Raw genomic sequence first — 14,798 nt, 5'->3', positions numbered from 1 at the left:
GTAAATTTCACCCGTCAAACTATTTCATGTATTCTTGAATTTTATTCAGGTCACCCTGAATTTGTCCAACCAACGATTCGTAGGAAGCTACAAAATCATTTTTGGTGGATTCAATATGTCGGGTCGCATCTTTAATTTGCTGCGAAAGTTCTACATATTTCTGCTTGGTTTGTTCAATTTCCTGCTGCATTTTTTTTATCTCCTCCTCTTTGGCTTTCACCGAGTTGGACAGCTCTTCCATTTGTTGCTCCTTATTGCCAATTTGTTGGGCACGTTGGTTTTTCATGGCTTCATCAAACTTACCTTGCTCCGATTTGAGCACTTGCAAGTATTGCTGAGCAGAAGTAACAATCGCAGCCATAGAAGCTCCCATGGATTTGGCCATTGCCATTGCCGATTTAAAACGGGTGGCTTCGTCCATACTCATCTCTCTCAAAGATTGTAGAGAATTTCGAAACTCCAGGTAGTCGAAACCTTCCTGATTGTTTTTTTCAATGGCTGAAAAAAGTACATTCAGAAACTTATCATTCACTTTCCCCGGAGAAGGGGCATCCGAGCCTGTCTCTTTTGGCAGACTTGTTGGTGTTTTACTTTCCTGACTGGGAGTAGTACTAGCAGAGCTAGCTTTCTGCTCTGGCTTTCGGGGCTCTTCTTCGGGAACGATGAAGAGCGCTTTAAAGTCTTTTAAAAATCCATTTGACATAATACGACTTGTAAGTTGAGATGGTTGCTAGTATACGACCAAATTAAAATTATTGTCTACAAAATAACGCAGAAAAATTAACTTCCTGGTTTGGATTTTGAATAGGAAGTCGAACGCTTCATTTCAAGTGAGCTTTCTATTCAAAATCCTCAAAAAAAATCGGGAAGTAATTTTTTGCGTCATACAAAATAAACAAGAATTACATTTACAACAAAAATTAATGCAGGACTAGTTCAATTCCTGTTTAAAAAAGCCCATAACCACTGATTCTCTATGCAAGTGAACAATGAAATTGGCCGATTGCAACGTGTAATTGTGCATCGCCCCGATGAAGGTATCGCCCGAGTCTCCCCAAAACGCTCTGAGGAACTATTATTCGACGACATCGTTTTTTTGCCTCAAATGCAGGAAGAGCACGATGTATTTACGGGAGTGCTGCGTGCATTCGTAGGTAATGACCGGGTCCATGAAACCGAACAACTGCTGCTGGAATCCCTGATCGCCGATGCGGAAAGTGGACAAAGACTATTGGCTGAAATTGCCGATTATGAAGAATTGCCTCGTTCTGCACTGAGCTTTTTGCAAAGCCTAGCCCCAACGGAACTGACCAAGGTCCTGATTACTGGGTATTATGCCCCGGAAGACTACATTCTTTTTGACCCCATCCCTAATTTTATTTTTACCCGCGACATTGCCGTGGCCGTTAACGATCATGTAATCATTACCAAGGCCGCCAAGGAGGCCCGCCACCGGGAAAATCACCTCACTCGCTTTATTTTTGGTAGCCATCCTTTGTTTAAAACCCGGTACGAGGAGGACAAACTGATCAATCTCAACAACATTGATAAATTTCCACCTTCACGAAAAGGGGAATATGTCTCAATCGAAGGTGGAGATATGATGATTTTAAGCCCTGATTACCTCCTGATTGGTTGTAGTGAACGCACCACGCGTCACGGAATCATGTCCCTGACCAAGGTGCTGTTTGAAAAAGGGGTAATCAACAATGTCGCACTGGTGAACATCCCCAACGACCGTTCCTACATGCACATTGATACCGTTTTTACCCAAATCAACCACCACCATATTGTAGCTTACAAGCCCCTGGTGGTAGATGGCATAAGTTCTACCGTTGAGTTGTACCGCGCCAATGGGAGTAATGAATACTACCCCTCCGTGCACAATTTTATTCGCTCCGAAATAGACCCAGAAATGAAATTCATCTACAGTGGCAATGGAATTTCTCCCTACCAGGAACGCGAACAATGGACGGATGGCTGCAATCTCGTGGCCCTCAAACCCGGGGTAGCCCTCACTTATGACCGCAATCCGGTGACCGAACAAGCTTTCCAAAAAGCGGGTTACAAAATTCTACATGCCCGCGACTTTTTAGCAGCGTATCGGGCTGGTAAGCTGGACCCCGAGACGGTAGAAAACACCATTATAACCCTGCCCTCCAATGAATTGTCAAGAGCAAGGGGTGGTTCGCATTGTATGACTTGTCCGATGGAAAGGGCCAAATAAAGTTTAAGTGTTGAGAAGTTGAGGAGTTGAGAGGCTACCGCAGCGTTTTTGACAATGCCATTGTCTAAGTCCCTGCGGTAGCCTCTCAACTCCTCAACTCCTCAACTCCTCAACCCAATTTATGTACACACACGATTTTCAAAAGCGCGTTCGTTACGGAGAGACCGACCAAATGGGATATCTCTACTACGGTAATTATGCCCAGTATTACGAGATTGGTCGGGTAGAAATGTTGCGCTCGCTGGGTTTGACTTACAAAGCAATGGAAGAAGAATTGGGTGTAATGATGCCCGTTTTGTCCCTGCAAATGCGCTACGTCCGACCGGCTTTTTACGATGAATTACTGACAATTCGAACGGCATTGCGGCGAATTCCAGATCAATTCATTACCTTTCACGTTGAAATTTACAACGAGAGGAATAAGCTGGTCAACGGTGGCAGTGTTAAACTTTGTTTTGTGGACAAAAAAAGCAACAAAACCATTGATGCACCGGTCTATTTAATTGAAAAACTTCGACCCTTTTTTGAGCCGTGAAAGTAAGATTACCAGATTTCAAGCAGTGGGAAAAATGGTTCTGGGGGCATCCCCTCTGGATCAAGTTGGTTCGCTGGGCGCAAAACCGCTCTTTTCCGGGCTTTTTTGGCGTTTCCATTTACAACGTGGCGAAATTTTTCATATTGGAAATCCAGCGCTTTGACTTGTTTACCCGGGCCAATTCCATTGCCTATAGCTTCTTTTTGTCTTTGTTTCCCTCCATCATCGCTTTGTTCACCCTGATTCCGTGGTTGAAAAGCACTTTTTTGCACTACTTGCCCGGAGGAGAGAATTTTGACGATTACCTGCAAACGGAAATTCAAAAAATCATGCCGGGCGACGCGGGGGATCAATTGTTCAGTTTTATTGAGGACATCACCAACAATCCGCGGATTGGCTTACTCTCGATCGGTTTTATCTCTGCCATCTATTTTGGTTCCAATGGTATTTTATCCCTTCTGCGTTCCTTTGACAAAACTTATGAAGACTTTGCCAAGTGGAATTCTTGGAAAATGCGCTGGGTGGCCATTGTGCTGGCGGTTCAATTGAGTGCATTGCTGATTGCTTCAGTGATACTGGTTATTTTGGGGCAGTCTTTTGTCAAAATGATCAATGATTGGTTGCATCTTGGATCCCTGGTAGAACTTTCGCTCAATATTGTTCGCTGGATTGTGATCATATCCTTGTATTACGTTTCCATTGCACTCATCTACCGCAATGGGGCCGCCATGATCCGCCGCTTTAAGTTTTTCACCCCTGGCGCAGCATTGGCTTCTTTTCTTTGTCTGCTGTCTTCCGTCGTTTTTTCCATGTACGTAGACATGTTCAACACCTATAACCGTTTATATGGTTCGATCGGAGCCATCATCGTACTGATGCTGTGGATTCAAATGAACGTCATGTCGATCCTGATCGGATTTGAACTCAATGCAAGCATCGTTATCAACAAAAGAATGCTCAGTACCGTAGAAAAAATCTCTGAGGTCAAACCACAATTGGAGCTCAAACCCGATCTTGAAAGTGAAAAGCGAATCGTGACCAGTGAAAAGCAAGAAGCGAATTGTGAAGAACAAGCTGTAAAAAGTGAAGAACAACCCGCGAATAGTGAGTGAGGAAAAAATGCTTTTCACTCAAACAATGAAGTATGAAGGTATATATCTTGGTTTTAATGCTGTCCATTTCGGTTGGTAACTTGTTCGCCCAAAAGTACAGCAACGAGTTTTTGTCCATTGGTGTAGGTGCAAAAGCACAAGCGCTGGGCAATGCAGTGGTGGCACAAACCAATGATGTCACTGCTGGCGTATGGAACCCTGCCGGGCTGGCGGCCAATGAAGATGCACCTGGCCTTCAGATAGGGGCCATGCATGCCGAGTGGTTTGCCGGGGTAGGTAAATTTGATTACATCGGGGTAATGCTGCCCGCCAGTAACGACAAACGCAGATTGGCCTTGTCTTTCATTCGTTTTGGGGTGGATGAAATTCCCAACACTTTGACGCTTTACGAAAGTGACGGGACGGTCAACTTTGACAACCTGCGCGAATTTTCTGCGGCTGATTATGCCTTATTGTTGTCTTACGCCCAAAAAAGTCGCCCTCGCACGGGTCAATGGTTTTGGGGGGGCAACATAAAAGTCATCCATCGCCGCATTGGACCTTTTGCCAATTCCTGGGGCTTTGGACTGGATGGCGGCTTGCAATACCGCCGGGGTCGTTTTCGCTTTGGGGCCATGGCCAAGGACATCAGCACCAGTTTCAACGCCTGGTCTTTTAATTTTACAGAAGAAGAACGACAAACCTTGGAATTGACCAACAATGAAGTACCCATCAATAGCCTGGAAACGACCAAACCGCAACTGATCATGGGGGTCGCCCAGCGTTTTCAGTTCAAAAAAATTGGATTGACTCCAGAAATAGACCTGATTGTTTCTACGGATGGCAAACGCAATACCTTGATCTCCTCCAATCCTTTCAGCATTGATCCGGCCATTGGCATTGAGGCGGATTTGAACCAAACTGTTTTTTTGCGCCTGGGCATGAACCAGTTCCAGAAAGAAAGTTCTTTTTCAGGAAAAAGTGTACTCTCGCCAAGGCCAGGAATTGGGGTTGGGTTGAAAATTTCTGCGCTGCAGGTTGATTATGCGTTTACGGATTTGGCGGCGCAGGAGAATACTTATTCGCATATTATTTCTTTGTTGTTGAACCTCAAACCCAAAAAATAATAGCCCAATTACCCTTTTTTGCATGGATACAACCGAGTAAAAAACGTCAACAATCAGAAGCTCTTACCTAAATTAGCAGAGTTTTAGCTGGGAATTTTCCCATTCACCTGACACTGATTGTTAACACTCACATCCTAACCATGCACAAACTAGGTACACTGCTGGTCCTGGCGCTCATTTCTGTAGCGCTTTCAGGCCAATCCAATCTTTTGCTGCGCCATCCAGCAATCAACAACGATGGGTCTCAAATTTCATTCTCTTTCCAGGGCGACATTTGGACGGTGCCATCCACCGGAGGAAAAGCAACCCGGCTCACCATTCACGAAGCTTACGAAGGGACGCCCATTTACAGCCCCGATGGCAAAAAAATCGCATTTTCGGGTGCCCGTTACGGCAACAACGACGTGTTTGTGATGCCTTCTGAGGGCGGCAATCCCAAACGATTGACCTTCCATTCATCTGGAGACAACGTGATGAGCTGGGCTTCGAATACCCAAATTGTATTCAGTACCACCCGAGAATTTCGCCAAATCGGTGGCCATCCCGAAGTATATGGCATCAATGCCGCAGGTGGCACCGAGTCCCGATTGTTGGATGCTGAAGCGTATGACCCTACCTACTCTCCCGATGGGCGTTTCATTGCCCTGGTGCGCGGAAGCATCAACCCGGTTTTCCGCGAGGATTACAAAGGCAGCGCCAATCGCGAAATCTGGATTTACGACACCAAAAACAAGAAGTACAACAAACTTCCTTTGTTTGACACCAATGACATCCTGCCACACTGGGGCAACAACCGCACTTTGTACTTCCTGAGTTCAACTACAGGCACTTACAACTTGTATCGGATCAACATCAATGAAAATGGCCAGGCACAGGGTAGCCCTGAACAATTGACTACTTTTAAAGATGAAGCCATCCGTCATTTCAGCATTTCAACCGACGGGTCTACCATCGTTTTTGAAAAGGACATGAACCTGTACCTGATGAAGGCTGGCAAGGGCAATGGCACCAAAATCAACGTTCAAATTGCCGCCGACGATCGTTTTGACCCTAGCGAAATGAAAACCCAGAGCACAGGCGGCAGTGAATTGGCCATTTCGCCCAATGGAAAATTGATCGCATATGCCATTCGTGGAGAAGTGTTTATCAAAGAAGCGGACAAGGAAAAAACCCGCAGTGTCAATGTATCCGAACACCCCAATCGGGATATGAACCCGACCTGGCTAAGTGATACTTCTCTGGTATTTTGCTCCGACCGTGCTGATGGAAATTTTGAATTTTTCCTCCTGCGTTCAGCTGACCGCACCGAGCCTAATCCTTTTAAGTCGCTCAAACACGAATTGATCCGCCTGACCAATACCAAGGAGGATGAATCTTCACCCGTGGTTTCTTCCGACGGCAAAAAAATCGCCTATGGCCGCGGGCGGGGTGATTTGATCGTAGCGGATATCGCTGGTGATGGCAAACTAAGCAATGAAAAAGTATTGGTTAATGGCTGGGCTGGTGCCAATGGCGTGACCTGGAGCCCTGACAACAAATGGCTGGCCTACTCCATGAGTGACCTGTACTTCAACAACGAAGTCTTCATTCATGCTGCAGACAACTCCAAGCCACCTGTGAACGTCACCATGCACCCGCGCACCGATTCCCAGCCTTTCTGGAGTGCGGATGGTTCAAAACTGGGCTTCCTTTCTGCCCGAAATAACCGCAACGCTGATGTGTGGTTTGTTTGGTTGAAAAAAGAAGATTGGGAAAAAGTAAGCCAGGATTGGCAAGAAAAAGACACTCCAAGTGAAGGTGCCGCAGGAGCAGGGGCAGGCAGAGCGAATGCCAAGGCTGAGCCCAAACCCATTCAAATTGACTTTGACAATATCCACGAGCGCCTTGTGCAAGTCACCAGTTCTCCTGGGGATGAATCCGGCCTGGTCATTTCCAAAGATGGTCAAACCTTCTTTTACACAGCTGTCAGCAGTACCGCCCGTGGCCGTGATTTGTACAGCGTCAAGTGGGATGGCAAAGACTTGAAAGAAGTGACCAGAGGAGGCAGTAACCCCTTCGGTTTACAAATGGACAAAGAAGGCAAATACGTGTATTATGGCCGTCAAGGAGGTTTTTCCCGAGTAGATGCCAAGTCGGGAACCGCTGAAAGCCTTCCCTACTCTGCCAAAATGAAGATTGACTATACTGCCGAGCGTTTGCAGATTTTTGAAGAAGCCTGGCGCACCATTCGCGATGGATTTTATGATCCACAAATGCACGGCTACGACTGGAATGCACTGGGTCAAAAGTACCGTGAGCGTTGTGTCAATGCTTCCACCAACAACGACTTCCGCGACATGTTCAACTACCTGCTCGGGGAAATCAACGCCAGCCACATGGCGCTGACTGCTCCCGACCGGGCGGAAACCCAACAAGAGTCTACAGGTATGTTGGGCGCTGAAATGACTCCTGTCAAAGAAGGAATGCGGGTAAATCGGGTTGTTCCCGAGAGCCCAGCCAGCAAAGTGGGCAGCCAGCTCAATGTTGGGGACATCATCACTGCGGTGAATGGCGTCAATTACAGCGAAACCAGTAATTTTTATGAAAACCTAAATGGCCTGGTCAACGAAAAGGTACTACTGAATGTACTGAGTGCCGATGGCAAAAGCCGCGAAGTGGTGATTCGTCCAAGCTCCAGCCTGGCCAACAACTTATACGATGAATGGGTGGACAATCGGAAAAAATTGGTGGACGAGTGGTCTAAAGGCCGTCTGGGGTACATCCACATCCGGGGTATGGACATGCCTAGTTTTGAAGAAACCGAGCGGGAATTTACAGCGGCTGGTTATGGCAAGGATGGCCTGATCATCGATGTGCGCTTCAATGGTGGTGGTTCCACCGCGGATTACCTGATGACGGTACTCAACTACAAACAACACGCATATACCATTCCTCGCGGAGCGAGTGAAGACCTGGAAAAAGACAAGAAAAAATACCGCGATTACTACCCTACCGGTGAACGCCTAGTGTTTTCAGCCTGGATGAAACCTTCGGTTGCCTTGTGCAATGAAGGCAGTTATTCCAATGCCGAGATTTTTTCGCATGCCTACAAAACCCTGGGAATCGGGAAACTGGTGGGGCAAACGACGAACGGCTCGGTGATTTCTACCGGAGGTCGTGGTTTGATCGATGGCTCCTTTGTTCGCCTGCCTTTCCGGGGCTGGTTCACCAAGGCTACCGATAAAAATCAGGAATTGGGCCCAGCTGTACCCGACATCATTGTGGAGAATTCGCTGGATTATACGGCGAAAGGTACCGATGAGCAGTTGAAAGCGGCGGTTGAAGCGCTGCTGAAGGATTTGAAGTAAAATTGAGCGTATCCCTTTTAGGTATTCTTGAGGGGATACGTTTAGTTTTGGTGTGCTAAAAACGCTGTTTTGGCACCTCTTTTTGAAAGTTTCAGACTTTCGAAAAGATCAAGCATGCACCGTTTTGAAAAAAGGCTGAAAACTTATTGACTCGGAAATAGATTAGTAATCTTTCTTTGAACATCTTGCGCTAAAGAGCTTTTCGAAAGTCTGAAACTTTCGAAAAGGCACTCTCAGATTTGAGCTTCATACACAATCTTAAGCCCCCTTTTCGAAAGTTTCAGACTTTCGAAAAGGTCAAGTATGCACGATTTTAGGCTCAACACACAACACTTATTGTTTGTATTAACCAAAGTTTTATATTTTTACACAAATACAAACAACACAAGCCAATAATGGTAAACAATGAAATCCCACTTTCTCCGGGTAACTCCTACCATATTTACAACCATGCCAATGGATTCGAAAACATCTTTGAAAGTGAAGGCAACTACGTTTATTTTTTGAAAAAATATGCCGAATTCATTTCACCCGTTGCGGATACATTCGCTTATGCTTTAATGCCAAATCATTTTCACTTTTTAGTTCGAATAAAGCCTAGTGATATTCTTTGGCAGAATTTTCGACTGATAAAATCGCCTAAAAAAGGTCGTATTGTTACCAAAAAACATCAAATCTTAAACACCAATTATTCTGGGACCTTTTTGCAAGATGAATACCTTACAACGTTGCTGAGCAAACAATTTGGCAATTTTTTTAGTGCGTATACCCAAGCTTTTAATCTCCAACAGAGCCGTACTGGCAGTTTATTTGTGAGTAATTTTAAGCGAAAAGCCATATTGGATGAGTCATATTATTCAAAAGTAATTCATTACATTCATCATAACCCAGTTCATCACCATTTCACAGATCATCCATCAAAATGGCCCCACTCTTCTTATTTAAGTTTGCTTTCTAGCCAGCCTACCCTTCTGTTGCGAGATGAAGTCCTAGCATATTATGGTGGGAAAGAAGGATTCATAATTGCTCATAATTTGGAGGCAGATTCTGAAATAGATTGGTGATTTTTCTTTGAGCATCCTGCGCTAAAGAGCTTTTCAAAAGTCTGAAACTTTTGAAAAGGCATACTTAGATTTGAACTTCATGCACCATTTTGGCACCCTATTTCGAAAGTTTCAGACTTTCGAAATGGTCAAGGATACACCATTTCAGAAGTAAGATCCAACACCTTTACATTTCCAACATATCTCTTTCCCTAAAATCCAACAAAATAATCTTGATCGCCCGTTTAGCAATATTCTTGCCAATCATCCGCGTCAGGAAAGTTCGCCAGGCCCAGAGGAAGACTCGTTTCAAAAAAGAGGGTCGATTGGCCTTTTTTTCCTTTTCCCCATAATATTGCCGCATCAAATGGTCAACATCCTGGTGAACCGGCTTATTGTAGTGGTCATCGGGAGGAGTATTCAAGGCAAAAATATGGTCCAACACCGTTTTAAAGCGCAAACCAAGTAAGGTGTCCAATTTAAAAATCTCGCTGGGTCGAATTTTCAGCTTAACGGGTTCGGGCAAGTAAGCTTCGTGGTATTCGCTCTTGGCCATATTGGCGATACCCATATCCGGGATGATGGGGTAAAAACCAGGGCCGCCCAGGTCGTTGGGTACAAAAAAACGCTCATGTCGTGGGTCATTGCCATCACTTTTCCAATCGCTGAACACCTTGGCACTCTCCAATTTATTGAGCGGAATGGTAAAGTGCTTACGGAGAAATTTTTGACAATTGTACCGACCCAGTTGAAAATCATGTTCCCGAAAATCCCGACTAAAAAATCCTCCGAAACCGTCCAGTGCACCACAAGCAATCGGATAAGGATCATTGTTCTTTTTGGGAAAAACCATGCGCCGGGTTACATCACCGGCCAATCCTCTTAGCACATCGTTTTCTTTTACCATCGCTTGGGCGCGGATGGCTCCAAAAATATTCGGAATTAAGTCCAACAAGGAAGTGGGTTGCTTGTATTTTTTAGATTTGTCCTCCGCAAAATTTGGAAACGGATCAATCATGATGATGGCGTATGGGCTATCTTCTTTTTTGCATTTTTCTTCTATTGCATCAATGATTTCGCCGAACGGCTCGTTATTGATGGTGCCACCATCGACGGCCACAAAGTTAAAGGGGTTATCTTCCGCCGTAATCTCAATGGCCTGTTCCATTTGGGATTGGTTTTTCAAACCAAACATCCGGTAAACCATTGCCTTGGCGTAGGGTAAACCAATGCTGAGGGGTCTGGATTTTAATCCTAAAGGAAAAGCGCCAGTAGCTTTGGCACAGTCCATCAGCATATTTCGGTTAGCCTCACTGGTGGGTTGAAAAGGGATAACATGTTCGGGTAGTTCTTCATAACTTGGAGAATTAGCAACCATAAAGTGGGCAATGCCCTTGTGAACGTACATGCGGTGAGCGGGTTGGTCTTTGGCATCGCTGCTCCCGAATGCATCACGTGAAAGCTCTTCTTTTGCTTTTAATTCCTCTCTCCTTTTGTTGTCAAAAAAGTTAACAGCCACAGGTACTCCCCTCAAACTAGTGATGGTCAGAATGATTTGTAAATTCGCAGAGACGTATTCGGGTAAATCCTGGATTTGGGACAGAACGCCAGCGTTGTCGGCAATGGCGTCGATGGGGTCTGAATTGAGCAGGGATTGTACCTCATTGTTGGCCAGGATGTCCCCAGTTTGTAACATCTGCTCAATGGTAGGTAAACCTTGCTCGTCATTGAGGTTGACCCAGGAGTCGTACAGCTTATTGTGTTTTTTCTCCGGATTGTATTCGTTGATGGGTTTGATGCCTTCAAACATGGCCAAAGCCGCAATAGCTGCTGTCATCCCCCCAGCCGATGCACCACCGATGACTTCAATGACCACATCGTGCATGGGCACCGAAAAGTCGTACATCGGGCTCTCCTCTCCTACTTCTTCGTTGAGCTTTTTGGCGCGATCCCATTTCTCAAGGGTTTCTAGCAGGTAATCAATTACTCCGGCAGTGTAGGCACCAGCGGAAACGGCACCAGCCATCGCAATGCCAATTTTGAAGATTTTGCGCTTTTGCATCAATTGCATGTACTAATGTGACAATATTCAGATGTGCTAATATAGACATTATTAGCAAATTAGCACAACAAGACCCTATCACATTAAAATTATCTTACAGAAAATACAATTCCGATCCCGGGGCCACCCATTCCCGAGCGGGGATCGGTCTGAAAGGTAGGCTTTATTCGCCAACTCAAATCCTCACTGATGTCGAAATTTTGCAGGTGAGCATCGACAAAAGCTTCGATGGCCACTAAACCATAAACAGCTACTATCCCGGCAAGGGATGCCTGGCGATTTTTATCGTATAAATCACGGTTCGAACGTAAGCCATTGACTCCGAGCTTCTTGTCGCTAAACTCGTGCGTTTTGTCTTGCAATTCCAACTCCAAGGCGGTTTTTAAACGCTGATACAGGTCGTTGTTGGAGTAAAAAACATAAGCCATCCCTCCAATCGCCCCCACTGCAATGGGTGCCTTCCACCAACGCCCATTGTAAACCTGACCAGAACCAGGTAAAACCAAAGAATAGAGTAGCGCTTTTTTCGGCACAGGTAAGCGATTTTTACGGGCCAGTTTCACACTGTCCATAAAAATCATTTGCACTTTTTCCTGCGGAGCGGTTGCCGCAGGAAGGGTATCCTTTTGTTGAGCAAAAAGGGAGCAAGCAAATACAGTCAAAACCACAATTAACAAAGCCTTCATAATACGGTCAGTTTGTAGCTTAGAGTAGGCAAAAGGCCAAAATGCTTCTTGTGGAAATGTTAATTGTTTTCTTCCAGACGGTCCAAAAGATCATTCAACGCTTTAGTATTGGCAAAAGGGAAAACGATTTGACCTTTGCCTTCAGCATTCACTTTGAGTTGGATTTTTTTGATGCCAAATTGTTGTTGTAAACGATCTTCAATATCTTTATACTCTCCAGGGAGCTTCTCGGAAGGCTTTTTAACCTTTGGCATTTCCAGCGATTTCCTCAAATCTTCCAAGCCTCTAACGGACAATCCACTATCGATTGTTTCCTGAAACAGCGACATCCGGGTTGCGTAAGTATCTACTCCCGCTAAAACCCGGCCATGACCGAAGGAAATAATCCCCTGTCGCAAAGCATCCTTTATTGGCTCTTCTAACTTATTCAATCGAATGTAGTTGGCAATGGTCGTCCGATCAATTTTGCCCATTCTTTCCGAAAGCTGCTCCTGAGTCAACTTAAACTCTTCAATCAAACGAGAGTAAGAGGTAGCAACTTCAATTGGATTTAAGTCCTGTCGTTGAATGTTTTCCAATAGGGCCATTTCCAATAGCTCGGTATCATTAGCCGTTCGAATGAAAGCAGGGACACTGGTAAGTCCTGCAATTTTCGAAGCCCTGAAACGACGTTCCCCAGCAATAATCTGGTACTTGTGTGGCTCCAGGTACCGAACGGTAATAGGCTGAATCAGCCCATGTACTTTAATTGATTCTGCCAATTCATTCAATTCATTTTCAGAAAAATGAGTTCTTGGTTGGTCCCGGTTGCGTTCTATTTCTTCAATGGGGATCATCAAAAAATGATTGGACAATTCCTTCACCACTGCTACCGGATCCTCAGCGATAGCCTCACTTAACGTATCGGCATTAAAAACTGCACGCAAACCTGCACCCAGATCATTCCGGGTAACCTTTTTCCCAGGTTCATTCCGAACTACTTTCTTAGCCATGTCCTTAATTCATTAATCCGCTACGGGTTCGTTAATCGTTTTATTCACACTCAAATCACCATTCCGCACCAGGAATTCCTGGGCGAGGTTCAGGTAATTGATGGCCCCTTTGCTACCTGCATTGAGCAGCACCACGGGCATGTGCATATTGGGCGCTTCACCGATCCGGGCGTTGCGGTGGATGATGGTATCAAAAACCCGATCCTTGAAGATATCTTTAACTTCTTTGACCACCACATTAGCCAAACGCAGGCGAGGGTCGTACATGGTCAAGACGATTCCTTCAATCGCCAAATTGGGATTCAGGGTACGTTTAACCAGGTTGATGCTATCTTGTAATTTGGCCAAACCTTCCAGTGCAAAAAACTCACACTGCACCGGAATCAAAACCGAATCACCTGCACAAAGCGCGTTGACGGTCACCATCCCGAGGGAAGGCAAACAATCGATGAAGATGTAATCGTAGTATTCGCGGAGTTTTTCCACCACGTTTTTCATAAAAAACTCCCGATTGGGCCGGCCCACCAACTCGATCTCCGCGCCAACCAGGTTGATGTCGGAAGGCAGAAGGTGCAAATTGGGGGTATCGGTTTCATAAATGGCGTCCATGGGATCCATACCATTGATCAAACAATCGTAGAGGGAGGCTTCTGCGTCGCCTGGCAATATTCCCACCCCAGAAGAGGCGTTGGCCTGCGGATCGGAGTCGATCAACAGGACCTTTTTTTCTAAAATAGCCAGACTCGCCGCCAGGTTGATGGCGGTGGTGGTTTTACCCACTCCACCTTTTTGATTGGCAATGGTGATTACTTTTCCCATAAAAAATGAAGTTGAGAAGTTGAGGGGTTGAGGAGTTGAGAAGTTGAGCACCCTGGCGCTTCGGCTTCATTCAGCGACTGGATGCTCAACTTCTCAACTCCTCAACTCCTCAACCCAAAATAGTGCTTTCATTAAGCGGCAGCAAAATTAACTCTTTTCCTTTAGCGGCAAAAGCTTTTTGTGCGGAAGCATGATCGATTTTAATGTAGCCGAAGGTATCGTAGTGGCAACCAATGATTTTGTTGCAGTCAATGAAGTCAGAAGCGAGGATGGCATCGTCGATACCCATGGTAAAATTGTCGCCGATGGGAAGGATGGCAAAATCCAGTTTGGGGCAAATCATCGGGAACAGTTTCATGTCCCAGGTGAGGGCGGTATCCCCGGCGTGGTAGAAGGTTCCTTCGGCATTGGAAATCACGAAACCTCCCGGATTCCCGGCGTAAGTGCCATCGGGCAATACACTGGAATGGACTGCATTGACGATTTTGAGTTTACCAAAATCAAAATTCCAGCTGCCCCCCAGGTTCATGGGATGTCCTTTGATGCCTTTCGCCTGATAGTAGGAAACAATTTCGTAGTTGGAAACGATGGTGGCGTCGCAACGTTTGGCAATGGCTTCGGCATCGGCCACGTGATCACCATGCCCGTGGGTGATCAGGATGTAATCGGCTTGAATGCTATTGACAATAGCTGCGGCCTGATCGGCCTGCAGTGGATTGGGAGAAATGAAGGGGTCAAAAAGTAGTTTTTTGCCCACAGTTTCGACCAGGAAACAGGATTGGCCGTAGTAGGTGATCTGCATGGTTGATTTGGTTTGAGGATTTGGATGCTTAAAGAAACGCTTTCTTCGGGGAGTTTCAAATGCTCAA

General features: G+C 45.6%; 12 protein-coding genes. 6 read left to right on the top strand and 6 right to left on the bottom strand.

Annotated features, from left to right (window positions below):
* Nucleotides 1–19: 19 nt before the first annotated feature.
* On the bottom strand, nucleotides 20–703 hold the full coding sequence (locus ACO08K_RS23805) for a hypothetical protein (protein WP_421798985.1): 684 nt from the start codon (nucleotides 701–703) through the stop codon (nucleotides 20–22).
* A gap of 273 nt (nucleotides 704–976) precedes the next feature.
* On the opposite strand from ACO08K_RS23805, the gene ACO08K_RS23800 reads away from it, so the two are divergent.
* The 6 genes from ACO08K_RS23800 to ACO08K_RS23775 all read left to right on the top strand — a co-directional run bounded on the left by ACO08K_RS23800 (nucleotide 977) and on the right by ACO08K_RS23775 (nucleotide 9,391).
* Nucleotides 977–2,227, top strand: a complete 1,251-nt coding sequence (locus ACO08K_RS23800; RefSeq protein WP_421798984.1) for an arginine deiminase family protein — start codon at nucleotides 977–979, stop codon at nucleotides 2,225–2,227.
* A 121-nt stretch (nucleotides 2,228–2,348) separates the two neighbouring features.
* On the top strand, nucleotides 2,349–2,762 hold the full coding sequence (locus tag ACO08K_RS23795; protein ID WP_421798983.1) for an acyl-CoA thioesterase: 414 nt from the start codon (nucleotides 2,349–2,351) through the stop codon (nucleotides 2,760–2,762).
* Nucleotides 2,759–3,874, top strand: a complete 1,116-nt coding sequence (locus ACO08K_RS23790) for a YihY/virulence factor BrkB family protein (protein WP_421798982.1) — start codon at nucleotides 2,759–2,761, stop codon at nucleotides 3,872–3,874. The genes ACO08K_RS23795 and ACO08K_RS23790 overlap by 4 nt, the downstream gene beginning before the upstream one ends.
* Nucleotides 3,875–3,906: 32 nt before the next feature.
* Nucleotides 3,907–4,980: a PorV/PorQ family protein gene (locus ACO08K_RS23785; protein ID WP_421798981.1), complete on the top strand. Its 1,074-nt coding sequence runs from the start codon at nucleotides 3,907–3,909 to the stop codon at nucleotides 4,978–4,980.
* Between the two features lie 140 nt (nucleotides 4,981–5,120).
* Nucleotides 5,121–8,327 (top strand): S41 family peptidase, encoded by a 3,207-nt coding sequence (locus ACO08K_RS23780; protein ID WP_421798980.1) that lies wholly within the window; start codon nucleotides 5,121–5,123, stop codon nucleotides 8,325–8,327.
* Nucleotides 8,328–8,722: 395 nt separating this feature from the next.
* Nucleotides 8,723–9,391, top strand: a complete 669-nt coding sequence (locus ACO08K_RS23775) for a transposase (RefSeq protein ID WP_421798979.1) — start codon at nucleotides 8,723–8,725, stop codon at nucleotides 9,389–9,391.
* A 166-nt stretch (nucleotides 9,392–9,557) separates the two neighbouring features.
* Here ACO08K_RS23775 and ACO08K_RS23770 read toward each other — a convergent pair whose 3' ends face one another.
* The 5 genes from ACO08K_RS23770 to ACO08K_RS23750 all read right to left on the bottom strand — a co-directional run bounded on the left by ACO08K_RS23770 (nucleotide 9,558) and on the right by ACO08K_RS23750 (nucleotide 14,731).
* Nucleotides 9,558–11,432, bottom strand: coding sequence for a hypothetical protein (locus ACO08K_RS23770; RefSeq protein WP_421798978.1), 1,875 nt, complete (start codon nucleotides 11,430–11,432; stop codon nucleotides 9,558–9,560).
* A gap of 89 nt (nucleotides 11,433–11,521) precedes the next feature.
* Nucleotides 11,522–12,118: a DUF5683 domain-containing protein gene (locus ACO08K_RS23765; RefSeq protein ID WP_421798977.1), complete on the bottom strand. Its 597-nt coding sequence runs from the start codon at nucleotides 12,116–12,118 to the stop codon at nucleotides 11,522–11,524.
* A 59-nt stretch (nucleotides 12,119–12,177) separates the two neighbouring features.
* Complete coding sequence (locus ACO08K_RS23760; protein ID WP_421798976.1) at nucleotides 12,178–13,110, bottom strand: ParB/RepB/Spo0J family partition protein; 933 nt, start codon at nucleotides 13,108–13,110, stop codon at nucleotides 12,178–12,180.
* Nucleotides 13,111–13,122: 12 nt separating this feature from the next.
* Entirely contained in the window at nucleotides 13,123–13,929 is an 807-nt protein-coding gene (locus tag ACO08K_RS23755; protein ID WP_421798975.1) for a ParA family protein, read from the bottom strand.
* 109 nt (nucleotides 13,930–14,038) lie between these two features.
* Nucleotides 14,039–14,731 (bottom strand): metal-dependent hydrolase, encoded by a 693-nt coding sequence (locus ACO08K_RS23750; RefSeq protein ID WP_421798974.1) that lies wholly within the window; start codon nucleotides 14,729–14,731, stop codon nucleotides 14,039–14,041.
* Nucleotides 14,732–14,798: the final 67 nt, after the last annotated feature.

Source organism: Haliscomenobacter sp. (genome assembly GCF_965225875.1).
Lineage (GTDB): Bacteria > Bacteroidota > Bacteroidia > Chitinophagales > Saprospiraceae > Haliscomenobacter.
This window is presented reverse-complemented; position numbering and strand designations above follow the sequence as displayed.

Excerpts from the sequence above, each read along its gene's own strand:
- ACO08K_RS23805 (WP_421798985.1), bottom strand. The coding sequence starts at position 703 with ATGTCAAATGGATTTTTAAAAGACTTTAAAGCGCTCTTCATCGTTCCC.
- ACO08K_RS23800 (WP_421798984.1), top strand. The coding sequence starts at position 977 with ATGCAAGTGAACAATGAAATTGGCCGATTGCAACGTGTAATTGTGCAT.
- ACO08K_RS23795 (WP_421798983.1), top strand. The coding sequence starts at position 2,349 with ATGTACACACACGATTTTCAAAAGCGCGTTCGTTACGGAGAGACCGAC.
- ACO08K_RS23785 (WP_421798981.1), top strand. The coding sequence starts at position 3,907 with ATGAAGGTATATATCTTGGTTTTAATGCTGTCCATTTCGGTTGGTAAC.
- ACO08K_RS23780 (WP_421798980.1), top strand. The coding sequence starts at position 5,121 with ATGCACAAACTAGGTACACTGCTGGTCCTGGCGCTCATTTCTGTAGCG.
- ACO08K_RS23775 (WP_421798979.1), top strand. The coding sequence starts at position 8,723 with ATGGTAAACAATGAAATCCCACTTTCTCCGGGTAACTCCTACCATATT.
- ACO08K_RS23770 (WP_421798978.1), bottom strand. The coding sequence starts at position 11,432 with ATGCAAAAGCGCAAAATCTTCAAAATTGGCATTGCGATGGCTGGTGCC.
- ACO08K_RS23765 (WP_421798977.1), bottom strand. The coding sequence starts at position 12,118 with ATGAAGGCTTTGTTAATTGTGGTTTTGACTGTATTTGCTTGCTCCCTT.
- ACO08K_RS23760 (WP_421798976.1), bottom strand. The coding sequence starts at position 13,110 with ATGGCTAAGAAAGTAGTTCGGAATGAACCTGGGAAAAAGGTTACCCGG.
- ACO08K_RS23755 (WP_421798975.1), bottom strand. The coding sequence starts at position 13,929 with ATGGGAAAAGTAATCACCATTGCCAATCAAAAAGGTGGAGTGGGTAAA.
- ACO08K_RS23750 (WP_421798974.1), bottom strand. The coding sequence starts at position 14,731 with ATGCAGATCACCTACTACGGCCAATCCTGTTTCCTGGTCGAAACTGTG.